Below are 17,050 nucleotides of genomic sequence, written 5' to 3' on the forward strand. Positions count from 1 at the left end.
ATCTCACCGACGTCATCACCCGCATCGTCGAGGGCCACCCACAGAGCCGTCTCGACGACCTGCTGCCATGGGCCTACCAGGCCATGCCAGCCCTCAAAGCCGTGGCCTGAAAACAGCGCTTACAGTGGATGAACCGGAAGCCTTCCCACAACTCAAATTTCCTATCATCTGCCATTATTATCGCGATGCTGAGTGCTTCCACATCGTCGAGGGCAAATATGAAATGGGCATTAGACCAGTGCCCATTGTAAGTTAAGAAAAAGCACGTGTAGCGGCTTCTCAGTCTCTCAGTATCAGCTTCAGGGGACTGTTGTCCGGCATGTGCCATTGCTGAACCTCCCTCTTAGACGCTTCCGTAACGCGACCGTCAGCACCCGTTAGGAGAGGGCCAGGCACTGGCGGTCGCGGCTGTCGGGAGGGACAGCGGTTCAAGAGTGATCTGAGAAATTGGCTTCGCACTGATCCAGATCAATGCGCTTTACCGCATCTGGTTGGGTGGTGCGCGAAGTATATAATCGCCTTTTAAATAGTACCGGGCTCCCTGTTTCCGGCCTGTACTGCCGATCCCGTGGCGTCATCCGCGGACGGCATAGGGGCTAGCGACTGGGGGCCTGGGGCACCCGGAGAACGTGCCAGTAGATCGCGGCTCCAAGCAGGGCGCACACAAGTCCCAGGAACATCCCTACGGGCTCCTGCGAATAGCCTGAGAACGCGGAGTGGATCAGACCGCCGCCGGCAGAACCGAGTAGCACCGAGAGCATCCAGACCGCTCCACCTCTCACCCTGCGCCCCATCTCAGATCCCTACCGTTGACTTAACCATGCCCGCCACGCGACATGGCATGTCTGGCTGCGCTCGCCCTTCGAGACGAGTCGTGAGCCGACAACCATCAGGGATTAGCGCCGCGAGAAAGACCTAAGCCCAAAACGCCAACGGCCCCACCCCGGCAAGGGTGAGGCCGTCGAAATCGATGAGGTCCGGGGACCGCTGTGCTGCCCCCCAGACATCATAACACCAGTCAGGTGTCAATCGGGGTCGTTCCCCGAGAGGATGGCGCTTTGCCTTTTGAAAGGGACGGCTATTGCCGATCCCCCTGCTTTGCCGCGGCCCGAGCAGGGACCGGGACCGATGTTTCACGCCGCCATGCAGGCCGCGATCGAAGGCGCGCGAACGCTCGCGCAGATGGATGAGCTATCCCGTCAGCTTTGGCAGGGGCATGGCTCGGGCGCCTTGGGCGACCACGAGGCCCAGATCCTTGCCGAACGGCTCCACGGGCGCCGTAGCGCGGTCCGAGAGGGCATTCGGCCGGTTGGCATTCCGGCAGGCCGCACAAGCCTGTTCCCGCCGCGCAGGAGCGTCCGAAGCCCCGACCGCGCGGCATCCCTGGAAAGGCGTCGCCTGCTGGCCTGTTCGGGCCCCTTGCCGCCTCAGCTCGCCGCACGCTTCACGGAAGGGCAGCGAGCCGTCCTGCGCATCGTCGGGGACGAGATCGCCGCCAAGGGCGTGTGTGGCCTCTGCATCGACGCCATCGCGGCCCGGGCGGGTGTCTGCCGGCGTTTGGCCCAAGCTGCGCTGCGCCTAGCCGAGGGCGACGGGCTGTTGACGATCGAGGAGCGCCGGCACGAGGGCCGCAAGAACTCGCCCAACCTCGTCCGCATCATCAGCCGCGAGTGGCAAGCCTGGGTCCGCCGCGGCGCCCGGCAACAGCCCGCCCGCTTGAGGTTGGATGCGACCGACCCGCAGCCGAAAGCCATAGGATGCAAAGCGAAGCATCCCACGGATAGGGTGGTAACTCTGGGGACAACGCTGCCAGCGGAACCGGCCGAGAAGCTGCCGGGGCGGCAGAGTTTTGCCCATCGGTAGCGCGATCCCCGAACCCTTTCAGGCAGGCAGGATCGGCGCAGCTATGCGTCGGGGGCATCCGGCCGGCCTATAGAACAAACAACGGATAAATCCTCTCGCGCGCATCCTGGGTCGGACCCAACCAGGGGTAAGAGGGGCCGGCGAGTTGCCGGAACGTCGTCGCGACAGCATGGCGAGTTGCCGGATTAACGGCCTCGAAGCAGGGGCCTAACAGAAGGGGGCCAGGTCCTAACGACCGTAGGCCAACCCCTAACGCAAGTGTGCAGTCGCCCTACCGTTAGGGGTTGCTCCACAAGCGTTAGGACTATGACCACTTACGTTAGGCAAAGCCCTTCCCGATCGCTCACTAGCGTTAGGAGTTCGTAGTACTAACGGGGGGCCGAAAATGAAAAGGCTGTCGCTGGTTCTACGGCGATCCCCCTACCCCACGCAGACACCCTTTCCGGGCTGGCAGGGGAAGTCCCTACCCCTCGGTACACGTCTCCTGCCGAGCCCCGAAAGACCGCCCCGAAGCTGCGTCGGACCGGATAGGGCGAGCGAGGGGGCCAAGAACGCCTCTTCGGCCTGACAGAGAGGGGCCAAGTCTGGCCTCCTCCCGTGCATTGCGCCGAGTGCATCGGAGAGCTTCTACGAGGTCGTCCCGGGAATGCGCCGTTGCGCCGCCCACGCACTGGTACGATCCTCCGCTCGAGACCCAGCTAGCGGAAGAGACTGGCGAACTTGTTGGCGGCACTCAGCAGAGGGTTGTTAGCATAGGGGGAGACGTTGGCCCCGCCTGTTGGAGATCCCGACAACGCACTGACCGCCGTACCCGCAGGCTTTGCGAACATCGATGCGAGGCCCATGAGGCCGCCGATGGAGTTCGCGCTCGCTGCGTTTTGGCTCTGGGCCAAGTTGTTGTTGTTCTCCATCAGGGCGTTGCCGGCCGTCTGCTGGATGCCGGCGACGCCCTGGCCGAACTGCGCCTGCTGGCCCGAGGCCGTGCCGTAGATGTTGGCGTTGTTCTGCCCGAAAGTCTGCGCCAGGCTCGACAAGCCCGAACCGAGCCCCTGAGACGCCGCACCCTGGAGCCCAAGGCCTGACGCCTGCCCTGCTACGCCAGTGCCGTAGTTCTGGCCCGCCTGGGTCAGGCGGTCGATGTACGAGCCCGATTGCCGGTTCTGGTAGTCGGCGCCGTAGTTGAAAAGATCCTGGGAGGTGTTGCCGCCGGCGAGGTTGCCCCGCGCAGAGGCCGAGCGCATCACCGCCTCCAACCCGGTGTTGAGCCCGGCACCATATCCGAGAGAGCCCTCGAACGCGGCCTTTGCGCGGGTACTGCCCTCGGCGCCGTTGAGGCCCAAAGCGTCGGATCGCGCATCGGTCGCCTGCTGGCCGCTCTGGGTCAGGCCGCCGTACAGATCCCCGATCTGGCCGAGGAAGCCCTGTGTCTGGCCATACTGGCCTGTCAGATCGTTGCGCGACTGATCGTATCCGGAGCCTAGGGCGCTAAGCGCGTTACCGGCCGAGCCGTCTCCCGTGCCAAGGAGCCGTTGGGCTCCAGCATACCCCTGCGTAAGCGCGTCTCCGCTCAAGGACTGCGTCGCGCCAATGGCCTGCTTGTTCTTGTTGTAGGCGGATCGCGACGCCGCCCCCGTTAAGCTATCGAGGATCGCCATCAGTGCACCTGTGCGTTGGAGGGCGCAGGAGCGGCGGCAGGCTCCCGCTTGAGGAGGAGCCGCGCTTCGTCGTGGGTGATGCCCCAGAGGCTGCAATCCTCGTCGGGGCTGTAGAATGCGCGCTGCGTGCCCTCATGGCGAAGGCCGAGGCGTCGGGCAAACTCCTGCAGGCGTCGATCCCGCCCACGGATGCGAACCGTGACCCGCCGCAGGCCGATGACGTTGAAGGCCCACCAGGCGAGGCACCTGCGCATCTCACGCCGAAGCTGACCAAGGGCCCCTACCGGGATCAGCTCGGCGTCCCCGGTCGAGCTGAACGCATGGAGCACGCAGATCAGGCAGTGGGAGCGATCCGGCGACACGAGCGATATCCAACGCGCATCCTCACGGATGACGGAGCCCAGGATCTCTATGCAGTAGGCCTGAACCGACGACAGGTCAGGTGGAGCGAAGCTGACGATCGCCTTGCCGTCCTCGGAGGCCCCCCAGACCTCAACAACGCGGGCAGCGATCTCAACCTGAGACGGGGTACACTCCATCACGCCGCCGCCTGCATCGAGGGGGCCGAAGGTGACGGGCCGCCGTCAGGATCGGAGGAGGGCCGCGAGCGGATCGAGGCGAGGCCCGCGACGAGGACGCGGCGGGCGAAAGCGGATCGCTTCTCGCCGGCCGATGCTGCAGCCTTGTCGAGGGCCGCACGCACATCGCCGGGGAGGCGGAATATCAGAACGCCATCAAGGGACGTGTTCACGGTTCAAGCTCCCAAGTGTCGAAGCACTCAAGAGAGAAAACACCAATCCGATACGTTGTAATACAGCTATTTTTGAGGGTGCGCACGTCTGAGACTTTGCGCTCTTCTAGAGCTTTCTGGTCAGATTTTCGTGTCAACTTGTCGCAGAGATGCCATTGCTTAGCGACCGTCGAAAATGTCCTTCAACGGCGTCTGGCTGCGCTGATCGGACGACACGAACTCGACTTCGCCCCTCTCTAAGGCGGCCTGCGCTACCTTCAGCGTAGCAGATCTGTCGGCCTCAACTTCGCTATGCGATGGGCCGGTGACGATCACCGAGCCAGAGCCGGACCAATGGTCAAGGATGCGACCCTCGAAGGTGTCGCCGGGGATCAGCTCGTCATGCCAAGCGGTGTTGTAGTTGATGCGGTCCGCGGCAGCTGCATGGCCGAGAGGGCGAGGCGGGTAATCTGCGCGCCGAGTGCCAGCCGGGATCTCTGAGGTTCCATCATCTGGTGCGTCTTCGCCGGTCCAGAGGTAGGCGTACTTCACGACATCGAAGGCGGCTTGTAGCGCTTCACGGTGTTCTATTTCGGAGAAGCCGCGTCGCTTCGACAAAGCGTCTACAGTCTTGAGCGCACAGCCAACAGCAGAGATTAATTCTGCGGCGTGTCTATTTTCAGACAGGTAAGCAGCTTCCGCCTCAGCAAAGATATTGGGCGCGCCTACAAACGATTGCTCAAGCCGATTTTCAATTTCCTGCGCAAGAGATCGACCGTTTGCGCCGGCCGCTTTGTCTAAGCGCTCGCGCATCTCTGGCGTTGTGCGGAACCCAATCGACGAGTTTTTGCCCTGCCCCTGAGGGCTTTGCCGAGACATTGGCGCTCCTAGCGATACACGGCGCTTCTAGCGCTTGCTCAACAACTATCGCGGAGCGCCTTGGCATGCAACAGGGAATATGTGCTCCTTAGGTTGTTAGCGCTCGTTAAACAAGCGCGATGATCTCTCTGAAAGAGAGACGAACAAGGGATCTGATCATGCCTCGCCCAAGCGATAGACCGGCAGCGGATGTTCGCAGCCGTATCGATGCTGGAATGAACGTGAGACCGGGACCGCTGGCCAAGTTCGCTGGCCTGTCATTGACCTCTCTGCGGCACGCGATCGAGCGCGGTGACATCAAGGTTGTGCGGATCGGGAGAAATATCCTGATCCCCCATCATGAAGCGGCAAAGCTGCTCGGCATCCAAAGCCAGGAGGCCGCGTAACAGCATGGCCCAAAATAACAGAACCCCCGCCGGGGCAAACGGCAGGGGCTCTGGAAATGGTGTCGCTTCGCAGGCTGACACCTTCCAGATAGCACCTGAACCACACGAAATCCAGATGCGCCACCTTGCTCGGCGCTATGGGTTGAGCCCGGCCATCGCTGCCGCGCTCGCAACCCATGCCTATGCCATCCCCGAAGGTTGGGGAGGCCGCTCGCATGGCTGAACCCCGCACCTTCGCCAGCATCCGCAAGGGCAACTCGGAGGAGATCCGGGTTCGCCTTGCTGAGCACGGTGGCGCCGCTTTCGTGGACATCAGAACATTCGCACCCCGGCGTCACGCCGGGGGCGAACCCCTACCGACCCGAAACGGCGTCTGCATCTCCCGTCAGCGGCTTCGCGAACTGATCGCCGGCCTTCAGGCCATCGAATGCGATCGGGAGGGACGATGAGCGCCCCGACCACCTTGGAGCACGTCATGGCGGCTCCCTACGGCAGCACCAACAAGGTGCGGGCCGAGCTGTACGACGCGCTGCACCTCATGCGCCTTCGCATTGAGGCGGCCATGATTGGCATCGAGACCGGGGACGACTTTGCTCTGGTCCGGTCCCTCCGCCTCCATGCGCTTCACCTGAACTACGGCCTCAGCCTCCTCGTGCTGATTGAGGAGGAGAAGGCCCGCGATCGAGAGCGCCGAGACCATCGTTGGCGCCAGCAGCAACCCCATGGAAGGGCGATTGCATGACGGCGTCGATCAACGCGAACCTGCAAGCGCTGGAGCGGGCGCAATCCCGATCTCGTGGTTCGTTCAGTCCTGGACGAGACGACGACGAGGTCGTCGCCTTCGAGCGGTTTGCCGCCGAGCGGCAGGCTGATGCACTGCCTCGCATCATGGCGACCCCGTTCGTCTACCGTGACCCACGAACGATCCCACCTCGCCGCTGGCTCTACGGACGGCACTTCATTCGGCGCTACGCCACGGCAACGATCGCTCCAGGAGGGCTCGGCAAGAGCAGCCTTGAGCTTGTTGAAGCCTTGGCGATGGCGACCGGCCGTAACCTGCTGGGCGCACCGGTGAAGGAGCCTTTGCGCATCTGGTACTGGAACGGGGAAGACCCACGCGAGGAGGTGGAACGGCGCCTTATGGCCGCCTGCCTGCACTACGGGATCACGGCCGAGGAGATCGGCGGCCGACTGTTCATCGATAGCGGGCGCGAGACCCCTATCAGGATCGCAATCCGCCAGCGGGACGCAATCATGATCGCTCAGCCCCTCATTGATGCTCTGATCGCAGAGATCCGCGAAAGACAGATCGATCTGATCATCATCGATCCCTTTGTCTCCTGCCATGACGTGCCTGAGAACGACAACGGCGCTGTCGACCGCGTGACGAAGGCGTGGGCTGGTATCGCTGAAGCTGCCAACTGCGGCGTGGAGCTCGTCCATCACGTCAGGAAAGCGAGCAACGGCCAGGCAGCCTATTCGGTCGAGGACGCCCGCGGTGGATCAGCGATGATCGGTGCGGTTCGATCTGCCCGCGTCCTGAACGGCATGTCTCCCGAGGAGGCCTCACAAGCCGGCATCGAGACTGAGCACCGCCGTCGCTACTTCAGGGTGGACGACGGTAAGGCGAACATGCAGCCGCCGAGCGACGGTGCTGCCTGGCATCATCTGGTCAGCGTGGAGCTTGGCAACGAGACCGCGGATGCGCCCGGTGACTGGGTTGGCGTCGTGACCGAATGGTCCCTGCCTGCGCTGTCCGATGCCCTGAGCCCCGGGGACCTGCGGAAGGTCCAGGAGGCTATCGATGGCGGGACCTGGGCCGACAACTCGCAGTCCAAAATCTGGGCAGGGAAGGCCGTTGCAGAGGTTCTAGGCCTCGACCCTGCCGATAAGGGCGCACGTGGCCAGATCACCCGGTTGCTCACACTCTGGAAGCGGAATGGCACTCTGAAGACCAAGCCAGGCCGCGACACTCGAGCAGGCCGCGACATCACCCTGATCGTCGTTGGAGAGCGGGTCTGATGGGCATCCACCACACCCACCAAAACCAGGTGTGGAATGGCGTGGCAGCCGTGGAAACACACCACCACCACCACACCCCTTATGGGGTGTGGGGTGTGGTGTGGAACGTCAGGGGTGATCTGAGGGGGTGTGGAAGTGAGGAACCACAATGATCCCGACTGCCGACAGGTGGGGACCGTTCACCCCGGATCTAGACCCGCCCGAGCGTATCACCCGGTGCCGCTGTCTGCGCGCCGTAGTCCACCTGACGACCGGCCCGCGCGGCGATACCGCGACCCGCCTCCTTTACGCCGCCGATCGTGACCCGGCTGCCCTGCCCGAGGCCGCCCGCGCCCTCAACGCGATGGCCCCGATCGACAAGCGCCAGGTCTGGGCGAGTTACGCCCGGCTGGCTGCATCCGAGAGGTCTGCTCGCAGCATGAGGAGCAAGTTGGCTGTCAGCAATATCGTCCGGGGTATGCGATGACAGCCAACGAGCACTTTTTTTACTTGTTCGTGCGGCCCTGGTGGTCCGGGTCAATCCCACCGTCGAGCTTTGTTTCGTTGGCGGTATCACCTTCGACAGTCGAGGCCGCTTCGATGTCTTCGATGTCGTGGCCGGTCATGCCCTTGGACTGTCCGATACCTGGATTGCCCTTCAGGTCGGCATCGGTTGGCACGTCTGTCTTCGGATGCTTGTTCGACATTGTCGCTCCTACTGCTCGCTGAGCGCGATCTCCGCGCCCTGCTGGTGGGGAAGCAAACCCGAATTCCTAAACGCCGTTCCTAGAGTTGCAGGCTGGGCGACTGTCGGCCGCGCCTCAGCTCAAGCCAAGACCGATCCGGACGCCTTGAAGCCCGCCGGCGTGGCACTCAACCGCCTGGCGTCTGTCCATAGGCGCCAGATCTCTACGTCCTTCGTTCGCCTATCCCGTACAGCCTGAGGAGCCAGCATGATCCGTCCTCGTACTACCGGACACCTCGCCGATCCTTCGAACCAGTCAGAGGCGATAGAGGAGCCCTCTTCACTGGAAGCCGTCAGCTCAATCGGGCCCTCGCTCCTCGCTCTCGTCGTCGTGGTTGAAGGCCAGTCATCCGCCGGCCCCGCCGTGAAGGCGTATCAGGCCGCCATCCGCCGCAAAGGCGAGGAGGCGGCAGCCGGCGGACGAGAGGCCATGGAGGCAGCTCTGCGCTTTGTCATGGACGCTGATGCCGCTCATGCGCAGCGGCGCGAGCGTGTCATCGACAAAGCATGGGCAGGCTTGAACGGCTGGCGGTCTGAAGCGGGCCAGCCGTGACGCTCTCAGTAGCCGTCGTAGAACCGCCGCGGGCGGTCGTACTCGTAGCCACCGCGGCGGCCGTAGCCATCTCCGTAGCCGTAGGGCCGTCCCTCGTAGAAGCGGCGCGGTCCACCGTAGCCCCCATAGCCGTAGCCGCGGTCATTCGGACGGCAGCGGCCCCATGGATTGGGATGGAAGCCAGGGCCGCAGCCTCCGGCGACGAACTCGACCACAGCATCACCGCGGCCTTGTTCGAAGGGGCCGAACGAGAGGTCGGCGGCCTTAGCCGACGTCGCCAGGCCGAGCCCGGCAGCCAGCACAGCAGCTATTCCCAGCACCTTCACGCGCATCATGACCTGAACCTTGTTGGCGTCCGATCTCAGCCTTGGGCGATCGGAGAAACCAAAGGCTGCGCTCCAGCTGCTGAACCGAGGCTGACAGAAGCGTGGCCGCTTCGTTCAGGCAGTCCTGGAGGCATCATCCGGAGGCCCTACGCATGACCCAGACGGAACGCGCCGCCTACAACGCTGGCATCAAGGCAGCCATCAACGCGGCCCAGATCGTCGCCATCACCATCGAGACGGCCGAGGATGCGGGGGCCTTTCGCAAGAGGGTCGCCGCCGAGGCCCTGGCTGCTTTTGCGGAAAGCGCCAAGGGGCTGATGCTTGAAGCTTTTCCTGCGGACGGACATTGTTTGAACGCTGATCAAAACAGCGCTTCGCTTATGATGGCGAAGGAGTAGGGACGAGCCATGACCACGAAAAAACCCGGCTTTCAGCCTGGGCAGAGCGGCAACCCCGCCGGTCGGCCCAAGGGCTCACGCAGCAAGGCGATGCAGGCCCTCGATGCGATCCTCGATGGCGAGGCTGAAGCCATCACACGCAAGGTGATCGAGCTTGCTTTAGACGGCGACACGCAAGCCATCCGCATGTGCATGGATCGGCTCGCACCTCCCCGGAAGGATCGCCCCATCACCTTCGCATTGCCGCCGATCAAGACTGCAGCCGACCTGTCGCTTGCGACCGACGCCGTTCTGCAAGCCGTCGCGGATGGCGAGATTACCCCGGGCGAGGCCGCCGATCTTTCGAAGCTGGTCGCGACCCACATTCAAGCCATCCAGGCGACCGACATGAACGAGCGCCTTTTGCGGATCGAACAGCAGGCCGCCCGATGACAACCTATGCGTCCCTCGATGCCCGCCTGCGCAAGGTAGAGCGCACAGTGAGCCACCAGGCGCCCGCCCCTCACGCGACGGTCATCATCACCGAGAACGATGAGGACGAGGCCCAGCAGCTCGCCGCCCTTGAGGCTGCCGGCACCTACAAGCCAGGCTGGCCTCTCATCTCCTGGCGCATTGTCGATCCCGAACCAAGGAACTGCCTATGACGACCATCGCCAGCCTGCTCAAACGCATCGAGCGCATCGAGGCTAAGCAGCATGTCGGGGCCCCGAAAGGCCTTGTCGCCTTCCGTAGCCTCACTGACGAGGAAGCAGCCGACGCCAAGCTCAATTGGCGCCGGTGGGTCGCTGACGGCCGCGCCAAGCTTCAGTGGGGCTGCGTTGTCATCCCCTCCGAACAGCTGACGGTCGAGGAGTGGGAGGCGGAGACGGCTCATCTACGCAGCGAGCCGATCCATTAGGAGCTAAGACGTTCTCCTGCCTGCAGTCGCAGATCAGGCCATTGCCCAGGCGAGCATCAGGATGCCGCCCAGGAACATCCCGTAGGTGGCAACCACGGCGGCGACCTCGCGGTGCTGGCGTAAGACAGAGCGGGTGCGTGACATCGGACGGGACCAGGGGAGGCGTGCGGCCTCTTTCTGATCGACCAACTATGCCGATGTGAGGGCCCCGACTGCCCGAATGCGTAAGAAATATCTGCCGTAGCGGGGCGGTCACATAAGTAGTTGGACGCGCGTCTTTGGCTGGACCGTCAGGATTTCAGAGCCTGAGAGGTTGGCTAATTATCGGGCGCTGGGGTCGCTGATCGCTCCGGCCACTGCCGCGGTCAGGGCTGCGGTCATCATGCCGAGGAAGGTCACCGTGATCATTTCTTAGGCCCTTTCGAAGTGTGGCTTGGGTGCACCAGAGCCGCTGAATTCGAGATGCCTACCAATTCGTTTACGAGCCGTTAACCGTCACGCGAAGCATACCGCACAGCGACACCCTCAAACGTCGCAAAAGACCCGCCGCAGCCAGGGGCTGGGCGGGTCTCAGAGGCATATCCGTAAGGCTAGGCCCTTACAGGCTCAGGAAAGCGTTGGCCGAGCCGACGATCGTGAAGACGAGGCCACCCGCGAAGGCAGCGATCATCGCGTAGGAGAAGCCTTTCAGCAGCATCCGGGGGGCCCTCCGATCAGCAGCGGTTTCCGCCCGAGGTCTGACCATACTGCTGGGTGGGGAAGTTCTGCTGGTTGGCGTTGCCCTCGGCGGCTGAGCTCATCGGGCAACCGAGATAGGCCGGGGGACGCCGCATATCGTTGACCGAACCCGTGGTCTCGACATCGTAGGGCGCGAACAAGGTGTAGCGGGAGGGGCTGTCATAGGCCATGGCGGACGAGATCGGAGCAACGCCAAGGACAAGGGCGGTGGCGAGGGCGGCGATACGGGTCTTCATTAAGGCTTATTAGCTCCTTCACAGTACGAACCAAATGTCTGGCTCGTTTCTCTCTGTATGAAACTAATATGGGGAGCCTATCTCATTCTTGACGTGCCAGGGGACACGCGCTGAGCCGGATTAAAGTCAGGCGCTGCAAAACCAGTCTCAGCTACTCTGGTACGGGCCGCGGAAAAGATCGCCTAAAGCTCTGCGTTTGAACAAGGTATACCAGCGTCGGCGCTGATGTTCCGGCCGATCATGGTTCATGTGGCAGCGTTGGCAGAAGGCTGCGAGGTTCCTCGAGGCGTTGTTCGCCGTGTCATGATCGCGGTGCCCTGTCGCCAGAACCACACGTGTGGTTCTGACTTGCCCAAGGACGTCATCGGCCCCGATCTCCAGGCAAATGAAGCGCCCGGCTCCGTCCCGCCACGAACCCTCCTCTCCGTCCCACCAGCGGCCATCGCCAAGATGGAAGACGCGCTGTCCGTGCGGACGGGCGCAGACCTCACACCGCCCCTTGGCCCGCTCGAAGCGGATCACAGCCGAGAGCTGCGGCCAATCGATCGGATAGAAGAAGCGGTGCTCGCGCCGGATCGGCATCAGGAGGAGGCCTGCCGGGTCGCCGCAGCGGCTACGTCTGCTTGGCTGCGGGTGCGTGCCTGGGGGAAGTAGCTGTAGAAGGTGTCCCGGCTGACCCCGAGACGCTTGGCGATTGCCGCGATCGAAATGGTGCCCGAGTGCAGCAGGGCGCGCCCCACCTCGATATCGGCTGGCGTAAGCTTCTTGGGCCGTCCCCCTTTTCGTCCTCGCGCCAGGGCGGCCTTCAGCCCCTCCATAGTGCGCTCGCGGTTGAGGTCGAGGAAGTACTCGGCCATGGCGCCGTGCATCTGCAGGGCAAAGCGCCCGTGGGCCGTGTCGCTGTCGAACTGCTCGGTGAGGGAGCGGAAGTGAACCTCCTTCACCCGAAGGGAGTCGATCGTACGCATCATCTCGACGAGCGAGCGGCCGAGTCGGTCGAGTTTCCAGACGACGAGCACGTCGGTGGGCCGTAGGTAGGCGAGGGCCGCCTCGAACTCCGGACGCTTGGTCCCAGCCTTGCCGGACTTCTTTTCCTCGAACAGGCGTTCGCACCCAGCTTTGGTCAGCGCATCACGCTGCAGGTCGAGGTTCTGGTCGAGGGTGGAGACGCGGGCATATCCGACGAGCATGTCGGGATAGTGGTTCAGGCGCGTTTAATCTGCAATAGAAATCCGGTCATATTTTCCCGACAGAGATTGGGCGGTTTGAGGATGCTTAGCTCAGGCCCAGCAAGGGTGACGGGAAAACGGTCGTTTTTTCGCGACCATGACATGATAGGAATATTTGTCTTATCATCGGTCGCTCGTATTCTTATCTGCTGGAAGTTCCATTCCAAATAGGCGCGGATTAAAACGAACAGGATCACGTAAAGTCTATTTGGAGCGGTGGAGCATAGAGCCGTGTGCCAGCCGTGAGCCTTGGGAGGAGACGATGGATTGCGACAGTGTTTTCGTTGACAAAGGAACTATCTACATCTTTCCAGAGTCCGCCTGCTTGCTTGCGACCAACCAGCTGGGATCTCTCGTATTGGTCGAGCAATTTCGAAAGCCTCGGGCAGAATATACTCTAGAGATTCCAGGAGGCGTGGTCCTACCTAACGAAAAGCCCGCTGCAACTGCTATTCGCGAGTTCGAGGAAGAAACCGGACTCAAGCCAACTGGGTGCCGGTTTATTCTCACTCTGGATCTTGATCTATCAACGACTTTGCACCGGACCCATATCTTCTCTGCAGACGCAAGTGAGCCAAGTCCCAACTTCGCTGCCGAATTTAAGGTACACTACTTGCCGCCAGCTGATGCATTACGGATGGTGCATGAAGGCAGCATTACGCATGCTCCGACCGTGGCGGCCGTCTTGGCAAAGGCATTAGATACCAAGATCGGGGCGACAAGTGATTGAACTATTACTAGGAATTATTGTAAATTTTGTTTCGTACCTACTAGGCTTTGCTACTAGATGGGCGATTGCTCGATATAGAATTAAGGGGCAGAGACGTTTCTGGGCTCCCTTATTGAAAGGTCGAGGTGCGTTGTCGGTCGTCCTCACCGACAAAGAAGGAAAGTCACCTAGGAGCCCAAGGAAAGTTAGTCTCACCGACGTGCATGCTTATTCAGATGTTAGAAGTGTCCTTAATTCGCTTGGGAAAGAGGTTGAGATTAAAGCGCGATCTCAGGCAAATGTAGTCGAATTAGCGAAAGGTTGTTTTATTTCCCTTGGGGGGCCACTAGCAAACGGTGTTTCTGAGTATGTACTAATACGGCTTGGACAGAGACTACCAGTCAAATTTCTTATTGATGAGAAGTGTTTCGAATTTGAGGGGGCAAAATTTTCCGCCTCCTACGACATCAACCAGCTCGTGGAGCGTGATTACGGTCTCGTTATTCGACTTCAAAAGCTCGACCCCGCTGACATTACGTCTAAGCCCGTGCTGGTGGCGTTCGGCTTGCACGGGCACGGGACGCAGCAGATAGTTAAAGCTATCCTTACGGACGAAAATTTAGCTAGCCAGTTTAAGCCGTTTCTTTCAGGAGACTTTTATGCCTTGATGAAATTCGAATTTAACAATCATGAAGTGACCAGAAAGTCCGTCATTAGTGTTGAAAAAATTCGGTGCTAAACATGAAGTTGATCGTGGTCGGCGCATCCTCTTTAGGCAGGAGTGTTGTCCAAATTGCCGCGGCGCAAGCAACCTTCGAAGTGATTGGAGTAGTCGACGACGTTGTTAAAATTGGGACACTTGTAGAAGGCGTACCTTGTTTAGGCGGAGTTGATCAGATAGAGCTATTGCAGAAAAGATTTGACGATCTCGGGGTAGTTATTGCTATTGGCGACCCCCGCACACGACAGGGTGTACACGCACGTCTACAGCAAAAAGTTCCTGATATAAAATATCAGACTATAGTTCATCCTATGGCATCTTTCTTAGGACATGTGCAGCTCGGAGTTGGTTGTATTGTGTTCCCCGGATGCGCTTTCGGGCCAGGCGTAGTAATTGGAGTGGCCTGTGTATTAAATGCAAACGTGAGTATCGGGGCAGGGACGTGCATCGAAGATTTTGTGACACTTTGCCCGGGAGTAAATATTGGCTCTGAGTCAACTCTTGGTACGGGCGCGTACGTGGGTATGGGTGCAGCCATTGCTCAGCAAATCAGTCTAGGTCGGTGGAGCACACTAGGCGCCCTCTCCTTCGCTCGAGAAGATGTTGCAACAGAGGCTACGGCTGTCGGCACGCCTGCACGGGAGCGGGATATCGAATGAGGCTTTACGTTGCTCGCCATGCTGAGTGCGGGAAGAACTTGATAGGTATCCCAGGCGGTATGGGAAACTCACTGACCAACCGTGGGATTGAGCAAGCGCGTGATTTAGCTCAATATTTTGCTGAAGCAAATATCTTGGCCGGCGCTGTTGGTGTTTGTCCCCCGATCCAAGCTCGCGAAACCGGCGAAATCATCGCCACCCGGCTTGGTCTGCCGGTTGAACAACGGGATGAGTTATGCTCGATCAATCTTGGCGTGCTAACTGGTATTCCGATAAGTGAAGCTAGGCAGTTATATCCGGCATCAAGCGCCTCAATGGATCTTTGGCGCAAGGGAGAGATCGAGCTTTCCGCAGTGAAGATAGAAGGAATGGAAGATCCTACGAAATTCTTCATTCGAGGTCTTCGCTATGTACTCAATGTGATGCAAATCAAGAAAGAAGATTTGATAGTTGCTACCACTTCAATAATGATCTTATTTGAAAACATGCATCAGATGCGCGGCCCCGCACCAGGAGAAGGCTATGTCGTACGCGAGTACGACAATGCGGCAGTGCTAGTACTCGATTTCTCATCTGCGCACAAAGATTGGTTGCTTAATCAGGTCAATAAATATCGGGTAGTATTATAGTTTCCAAGGCACAGGCTTAGAAATATCAGTTATTGCCGCTGGCCGCGTTTCCAAGCTATTCAATTCATGGCTTACGGCTGCTTTTTATGTAGGGGAAACGACCCATTTCCCGAGAATCAAGATTTAGGGTTTCGTGCCGCTTGGTATAGGTCCCACGCCCTATTGGCCCCGAAGCAGGCGCATCCGAAACAGGCAAGGGCGGCGATCCCGGCCGTGATTAGACCTGGCGGCTCGTCGCGTATCGCGGCCGTCAGGATTAGCATGCCAGGGGCTACCCATAAAATAAAGGCGAGCATCCCGCCGAGGACCGCCGCGATTTCTCGCCTATTCATTTTTCACTCCAAACGTCAAATAAAGGAACAGATTTCCGTCAATCAGATCTTTTATATTCAGAGCAGATCATTTACTCGGTTGGCATTGCAATATAATATGTCAGTCAGCGCCAGGACGGTACTGGATTTCCGGGAGGCTTTGATGATCAATGCCATACGACGCGTTATAACCGCACTTACTCTGATCGTATCCGGTCTCGACGCTCATGCGGCAGGTGAAACCACATAGCAGACGACGCAATCCGGCTTGGATCCACCGGTTCAGCGTTAAGGCAGGCCACCGTCTGAAGACCCTGCATGGCCATCTATAAGGTCTGGTCCGCTGAGGTCCGCCGCTTCAGTTCAAGGCCCCTCCACCAAGTTCCGGGACCAAACATGCGATGATCCTCCGACCACGGCTCTAAACTCGCTGTTAATCTTAATCATTGATTTGTTGCATCAGCAGTGGCTTCGCGTGGGCTGTACATGCCGCCGCGCAAGAGTGACAAATCATGCGGCTTGGCATCGGTGCAATAATCGTCTTCGCCTGCGTCTTCGGCAGCTACGCGGCGATGGGTGGCCACCTCGAAGTCCTTTGGCAGCCGTTCGAATTTGTCATCATCCTCGGTGCAGCAATCGGTGCCTTCGTTATCGGCAACACTGGGCCGGTGCTCAGAGCCGTGCCGGCCATGTTGGGCACGATCGTAAAGGGCCCCAAATATAGACAGCAATGCTATGTCGAACTGCTGGGGATGCAATACTCATTGTATAAGCTTGTGAAGCAAAAGGGCATGATGGCGCTCGAGCCTCACATTGAAAATCCGAGCGAGTCGACGTTGTTTAACGCCTTCCCGACCTTTGCAGCGAACGACCACGCAGTCGAATTTGTCTGCGATTACATGCGTATGGCGATGCTGGGCGCGAACAACCCCTTTGAGATCGAAGCTCTCATGGACCAGGAGTTGGAAACGCACCACGAGGAGCAGGAGGACGTCGTTTCGTCCATGCAAGCGCTCGCCGACGGAACACCGGCGCTCGGCATCGTCGCCGCCGTGCTCGGCGTGATCAAGACGATGGGAGCGATCAAAGAGCCGCCGGAGGTGCTGGGGCATTTGATCGGCGGTGCGCTCGTAGGCACCTTCTTTGGCGTGTTCGTCGCGTATGGCTTTTTTGGGCCAATGGCGCAGTCGCTCAAGAGCCTCCTTAAGGCCGAGTCCAAATACTACGCTTCACTTAAGGCTGGTCTCATCGCCCACATCAGCGGCCAGCCGCCGGTGATGGCGGTAGAATTTGCTCGGAAAATCTTGATGAGCGACGTCCGCCCGACCTTCAACGAAGTAGAAACGGCAACTGCCGCTCTGCCCGCCTAGATTTAAGGCAACCT

At 60.2% G+C, this 17,050-nt stretch carries 26 protein-coding genes; 15 read left to right on the forward strand and 11 right to left on the reverse strand.

Annotated features, from left to right (window positions below; all coding sequences use genetic code 11):
* Positions 1-110, forward strand: a 110-nt coding sequence (locus ASF41_RS24830) for a transposase domain-containing protein (RefSeq protein ID WP_156653278.1), incomplete at its 5' end; no start/stop codon positions are given.
* Positions 111-1,128: 1,018 nt separating this feature from the next.
* Positions 1,129-1,863: a hypothetical protein gene (locus ASF41_RS12850; protein ID WP_056493702.1), complete on the forward strand. Its 735-nt coding sequence runs from the start codon at positions 1,129-1,131 to the stop codon at positions 1,861-1,863.
* A 698-nt stretch (positions 1,864-2,561) separates the two neighbouring features.
* On the opposite strand, the gene ASF41_RS12855 is transcribed toward ASF41_RS12850, so the two are convergent.
* From ASF41_RS12855 to ASF41_RS26465, 5 genes are all read right to left on the reverse strand, one after another.
* Positions 2,562-3,518, reverse strand: coding sequence for a hypothetical protein (locus ASF41_RS12855; RefSeq protein WP_056493707.1), 957 nt, complete (start codon positions 3,516-3,518; stop codon positions 2,562-2,564).
* Positions 3,518-4,057, reverse strand: a complete 540-nt coding sequence (locus ASF41_RS12860) for a hypothetical protein (protein ID WP_056493710.1) — start codon at positions 4,055-4,057, stop codon at positions 3,518-3,520. The genes ASF41_RS12855 and ASF41_RS12860 overlap by 1 nt, the downstream gene beginning before the upstream one ends.
* Positions 4,057-4,269, reverse strand: coding sequence for a hypothetical protein (locus ASF41_RS24835; RefSeq protein ID WP_156653279.1), 213 nt, complete (start codon positions 4,267-4,269; stop codon positions 4,057-4,059). Before ASF41_RS24835 ends, ASF41_RS12860 begins: the two co-directional genes overlap by 1 nt.
* Before the next feature lie 159 nt (positions 4,270-4,428).
* A complete protein-coding gene (locus tag ASF41_RS23760; protein ID WP_082504342.1) occupies positions 4,429-5,127 on the reverse strand; it encodes an Arc family DNA-binding protein in 699 nt (232 codons plus the stop codon).
* 257 nt (positions 5,128-5,384) lie between these two features.
* The gene (locus ASF41_RS26465) at positions 5,385-5,519 is read right to left on the reverse strand and encodes a hypothetical protein (protein ID WP_280138147.1); all 135 of its coding nucleotides are present in this window, start codon (positions 5,517-5,519) and stop codon (positions 5,385-5,387) included.
* A 209-nt stretch (positions 5,520-5,728) separates the two neighbouring features.
* On the opposite strand from ASF41_RS26465, the gene ASF41_RS26620 reads away from it, so the two are divergent.
* Genes ASF41_RS26620 through ASF41_RS12875 form a run of 3 tightly spaced genes read left to right on the forward strand, consistent with a single transcriptional unit; the run spans position 5,729 to position 7,535 of the window.
* Complete coding sequence (locus ASF41_RS26620; protein ID WP_162242115.1) at positions 5,729-5,962, forward strand: PC4/YdbC family ssDNA-binding protein; 234 nt, start codon at positions 5,729-5,731, stop codon at positions 5,960-5,962.
* Complete coding sequence (locus ASF41_RS12870) at positions 5,959-6,255, forward strand: hypothetical protein (protein ID WP_056493715.1); 297 nt, start codon at positions 5,959-5,961, stop codon at positions 6,253-6,255. The genes ASF41_RS26620 and ASF41_RS12870 overlap by 4 nt, the downstream gene beginning before the upstream one ends.
* Positions 6,252-7,535: a helicase RepA family protein gene (locus tag ASF41_RS12875; RefSeq protein ID WP_056493718.1), complete on the forward strand. Its 1,284-nt coding sequence runs from the start codon at positions 6,252-6,254 to the stop codon at positions 7,533-7,535. The genes ASF41_RS12870 and ASF41_RS12875 overlap by 4 nt, the downstream gene beginning before the upstream one ends.
* Before the next feature lie 485 nt (positions 7,536-8,020).
* On the opposite strand, the gene ASF41_RS12885 is transcribed toward ASF41_RS12875, so the two are convergent.
* Positions 8,021-8,221, reverse strand: coding sequence for a hypothetical protein (locus ASF41_RS12885; protein WP_056493723.1), 201 nt, complete (start codon positions 8,219-8,221; stop codon positions 8,021-8,023).
* A gap of 246 nt (positions 8,222-8,467) precedes the next feature.
* Between ASF41_RS12885 and ASF41_RS23770 the strand changes: the two genes are divergently transcribed.
* Positions 8,468-8,812 carry a hypothetical protein gene (locus ASF41_RS23770; protein WP_082504346.1) on the forward strand — a complete coding sequence of 115 codons (345 nt, stop codon included), beginning with the start codon at positions 8,468-8,470 and terminating at the stop codon, positions 8,810-8,812.
* A gap of 5 nt (positions 8,813-8,817) precedes the next feature.
* Here ASF41_RS23770 and ASF41_RS12890 read toward each other — a convergent pair whose 3' ends face one another.
* Positions 8,818-9,147 (reverse strand): GCG_CRPN prefix-to-repeats domain-containing protein, encoded by a 330-nt coding sequence (locus tag ASF41_RS12890; RefSeq protein WP_056493726.1) that lies wholly within the window; start codon positions 9,145-9,147, stop codon positions 8,818-8,820.
* A 143-nt stretch (positions 9,148-9,290) separates the two neighbouring features.
* On the opposite strand from ASF41_RS12890, the gene ASF41_RS12895 reads away from it, so the two are divergent.
* From ASF41_RS12895 to ASF41_RS12910, 4 genes are read left to right on the forward strand one after another with little or no spacing between them, the layout of a single operon-like run.
* Positions 9,291-9,536: a hypothetical protein gene (locus ASF41_RS12895; RefSeq protein ID WP_056493729.1), complete on the forward strand. Its 246-nt coding sequence runs from the start codon at positions 9,291-9,293 to the stop codon at positions 9,534-9,536.
* 9 nt (positions 9,537-9,545) lie between these two features.
* Positions 9,546-9,968, forward strand: coding sequence for a DUF5681 domain-containing protein (locus tag ASF41_RS12900; protein WP_056493731.1), 423 nt, complete (start codon positions 9,546-9,548; stop codon positions 9,966-9,968).
* Entirely contained in the window at positions 9,965-10,180 is a 216-nt protein-coding gene (locus ASF41_RS12905; RefSeq protein ID WP_056493733.1) for a hypothetical protein, read from the forward strand. Before ASF41_RS12900 ends, ASF41_RS12905 begins: the two co-directional genes overlap by 4 nt.
* Positions 10,177-10,434 (forward strand): hypothetical protein, encoded by a 258-nt coding sequence (locus tag ASF41_RS12910; protein WP_056493737.1) that lies wholly within the window; start codon positions 10,177-10,179, stop codon positions 10,432-10,434. The genes ASF41_RS12905 and ASF41_RS12910 overlap by 4 nt, the downstream gene beginning before the upstream one ends.
* Before the next feature lie 713 nt (positions 10,435-11,147).
* Here the strand turns inward: ASF41_RS12910 and ASF41_RS12915 are convergent.
* The 4 genes from ASF41_RS12915 to ASF41_RS24845 all read right to left on the reverse strand — a co-directional run bounded on the left by ASF41_RS12915 (position 11,148) and on the right by ASF41_RS24845 (position 12,834).
* Complete coding sequence (locus ASF41_RS12915) at positions 11,148-11,408, reverse strand: hypothetical protein (RefSeq protein WP_056493741.1); 261 nt, start codon at positions 11,406-11,408, stop codon at positions 11,148-11,150.
* A 147-nt stretch (positions 11,409-11,555) separates the two neighbouring features.
* On the reverse strand, positions 11,556-11,990 hold the full coding sequence (locus ASF41_RS26105) for a hypothetical protein (RefSeq protein ID WP_082504348.1): 435 nt from the start codon (positions 11,988-11,990) through the stop codon (positions 11,556-11,558).
* Positions 11,990-12,598, reverse strand: coding sequence for a recombinase family protein (locus ASF41_RS12920; RefSeq protein ID WP_056493744.1), 609 nt, complete (start codon positions 12,596-12,598; stop codon positions 11,990-11,992). Before ASF41_RS12920 ends, ASF41_RS26105 begins: the two co-directional genes overlap by 1 nt.
* A 14-nt stretch (positions 12,599-12,612) precedes the next feature.
* Entirely contained in the window at positions 12,613-12,834 is a 222-nt protein-coding gene (locus ASF41_RS24845; protein WP_156653281.1) for a hypothetical protein, read from the reverse strand.
* 65 nt (positions 12,835-12,899) lie between these two features.
* On the opposite strand from ASF41_RS24845, the gene ASF41_RS23780 reads away from it, so the two are divergent.
* The 5 genes from ASF41_RS23780 to motA all read left to right on the forward strand — a co-directional run bounded on the left by ASF41_RS23780 (position 12,900) and on the right by motA (position 17,036).
* The gene (locus tag ASF41_RS23780; RefSeq protein WP_082504350.1) at positions 12,900-13,367 is read left to right on the forward strand and encodes an NUDIX hydrolase; all 468 of its coding nucleotides are present in this window, start codon (positions 12,900-12,902) and stop codon (positions 13,365-13,367) included.
* Positions 13,368-13,566: 199 nt separating this feature from the next.
* Positions 13,567-14,085, forward strand: coding sequence for a hypothetical protein (locus ASF41_RS24850; RefSeq protein WP_210166982.1), 519 nt, complete (start codon positions 13,567-13,569; stop codon positions 14,083-14,085).
* Positions 14,086-14,087: 2 nt separating this feature from the next.
* Positions 14,088-14,726 carry an acetyltransferase gene (locus ASF41_RS23785; protein WP_082504352.1) on the forward strand — a complete coding sequence of 213 codons (639 nt, stop codon included), beginning with the start codon at positions 14,088-14,090 and terminating at the stop codon, positions 14,724-14,726.
* Positions 14,723-15,355 carry a histidine phosphatase family protein gene (locus tag ASF41_RS23790; protein WP_082504354.1) on the forward strand — a complete coding sequence of 211 codons (633 nt, stop codon included), beginning with the start codon at positions 14,723-14,725 and terminating at the stop codon, positions 15,353-15,355. Before ASF41_RS23785 ends, ASF41_RS23790 begins: the two co-directional genes overlap by 4 nt.
* Positions 15,356-16,178: 823 nt before the next feature.
* Complete coding sequence (gene motA, locus ASF41_RS12925; RefSeq protein ID WP_056493745.1) at positions 16,179-17,036, forward strand: flagellar motor stator protein MotA; 858 nt, start codon at positions 16,179-16,181, stop codon at positions 17,034-17,036.
* The last annotated feature ends 14 nt before the right edge of the window (positions 17,037-17,050 follow it).

Source organism: Methylobacterium sp. Leaf111 (genome assembly GCF_001423285.1).
GTDB lineage: Bacteria > Pseudomonadota > Alphaproteobacteria > Rhizobiales > Beijerinckiaceae > Methylobacterium.

Coding starts and splice junctions, on each gene's coding strand:
- ASF41_RS12855 (WP_056493707.1), bottom strand. CDS start 3,518: ATGGCGATCCTCGATAGCTTAACGGGGGCGGCGTCGCGATCCGCCTAC.
- ASF41_RS23785 (WP_082504352.1), top strand. CDS start 14,088: ATGAAGTTGATCGTGGTCGGCGCATCCTCTTTAGGCAGGAGTGTTGTC.
- ASF41_RS12860 (WP_056493710.1), bottom strand. CDS start 4,057: ATGGAGTGTACCCCGTCTCAGGTTGAGATCGCTGCCCGCGTTGTTGAG.
- ASF41_RS12905 (WP_056493733.1), top strand. CDS start 9,965: ATGACAACCTATGCGTCCCTCGATGCCCGCCTGCGCAAGGTAGAGCGC.
- ASF41_RS12870 (WP_056493715.1), top strand. CDS start 5,959: ATGAGCGCCCCGACCACCTTGGAGCACGTCATGGCGGCTCCCTACGGC.
- ASF41_RS23780 (WP_082504350.1), top strand. CDS start 12,900: ATGGATTGCGACAGTGTTTTCGTTGACAAAGGAACTATCTACATCTTT.
- ASF41_RS12885 (WP_056493723.1), bottom strand. CDS start 8,221: ATGTCGAACAAGCATCCGAAGACAGACGTGCCAACCGATGCCGACCTG.
- ASF41_RS12895 (WP_056493729.1), top strand. CDS start 9,291: ATGACCCAGACGGAACGCGCCGCCTACAACGCTGGCATCAAGGCAGCC.
- ASF41_RS12900 (WP_056493731.1), top strand. CDS start 9,546: ATGACCACGAAAAAACCCGGCTTTCAGCCTGGGCAGAGCGGCAACCCC.
- ASF41_RS12890 (WP_056493726.1), bottom strand. CDS start 9,147: ATGATGCGCGTGAAGGTGCTGGGAATAGCTGCTGTGCTGGCTGCCGGG.
- ASF41_RS23770 (WP_082504346.1), top strand. CDS start 8,468: ATGATCCGTCCTCGTACTACCGGACACCTCGCCGATCCTTCGAACCAG.
- ASF41_RS23790 (WP_082504354.1), top strand. CDS start 14,723: ATGAGGCTTTACGTTGCTCGCCATGCTGAGTGCGGGAAGAACTTGATA.
- ASF41_RS12875 (WP_056493718.1), top strand. CDS start 6,252: ATGACGGCGTCGATCAACGCGAACCTGCAAGCGCTGGAGCGGGCGCAA.
- ASF41_RS12910 (WP_056493737.1), top strand. CDS start 10,177: ATGACGACCATCGCCAGCCTGCTCAAACGCATCGAGCGCATCGAGGCT.
- ASF41_RS12920 (WP_056493744.1), bottom strand. CDS start 12,598: ATGCTCGTCGGATATGCCCGCGTCTCCACCCTCGACCAGAACCTCGAC.
- ASF41_RS23760 (WP_082504342.1), bottom strand. CDS start 5,127: ATGTCTCGGCAAAGCCCTCAGGGGCAGGGCAAAAACTCGTCGATTGGG.
- ASF41_RS26105 (WP_082504348.1), bottom strand. CDS start 11,990: ATGCCGATCCGGCGCGAGCACCGCTTCTTCTATCCGATCGATTGGCCG.
- motA (WP_056493745.1), top strand. CDS start 16,179: ATGCGGCTTGGCATCGGTGCAATAATCGTCTTCGCCTGCGTCTTCGGC.
- ASF41_RS12915 (WP_056493741.1), bottom strand. CDS start 11,408: ATGAAGACCCGTATCGCCGCCCTCGCCACCGCCCTTGTCCTTGGCGTT.
- ASF41_RS12850 (WP_056493702.1), top strand. CDS start 1,129: ATGTTTCACGCCGCCATGCAGGCCGCGATCGAAGGCGCGCGAACGCTC.
- ASF41_RS26620 (WP_162242115.1), top strand. CDS start 5,729: ATGGCTGAACCCCGCACCTTCGCCAGCATCCGCAAGGGCAACTCGGAG.
- ASF41_RS26465 (WP_280138147.1), bottom strand. CDS start 5,519: ATGCTGTTACGCGGCCTCCTGGCTTTGGATGCCGAGCAGCTTTGCCGC.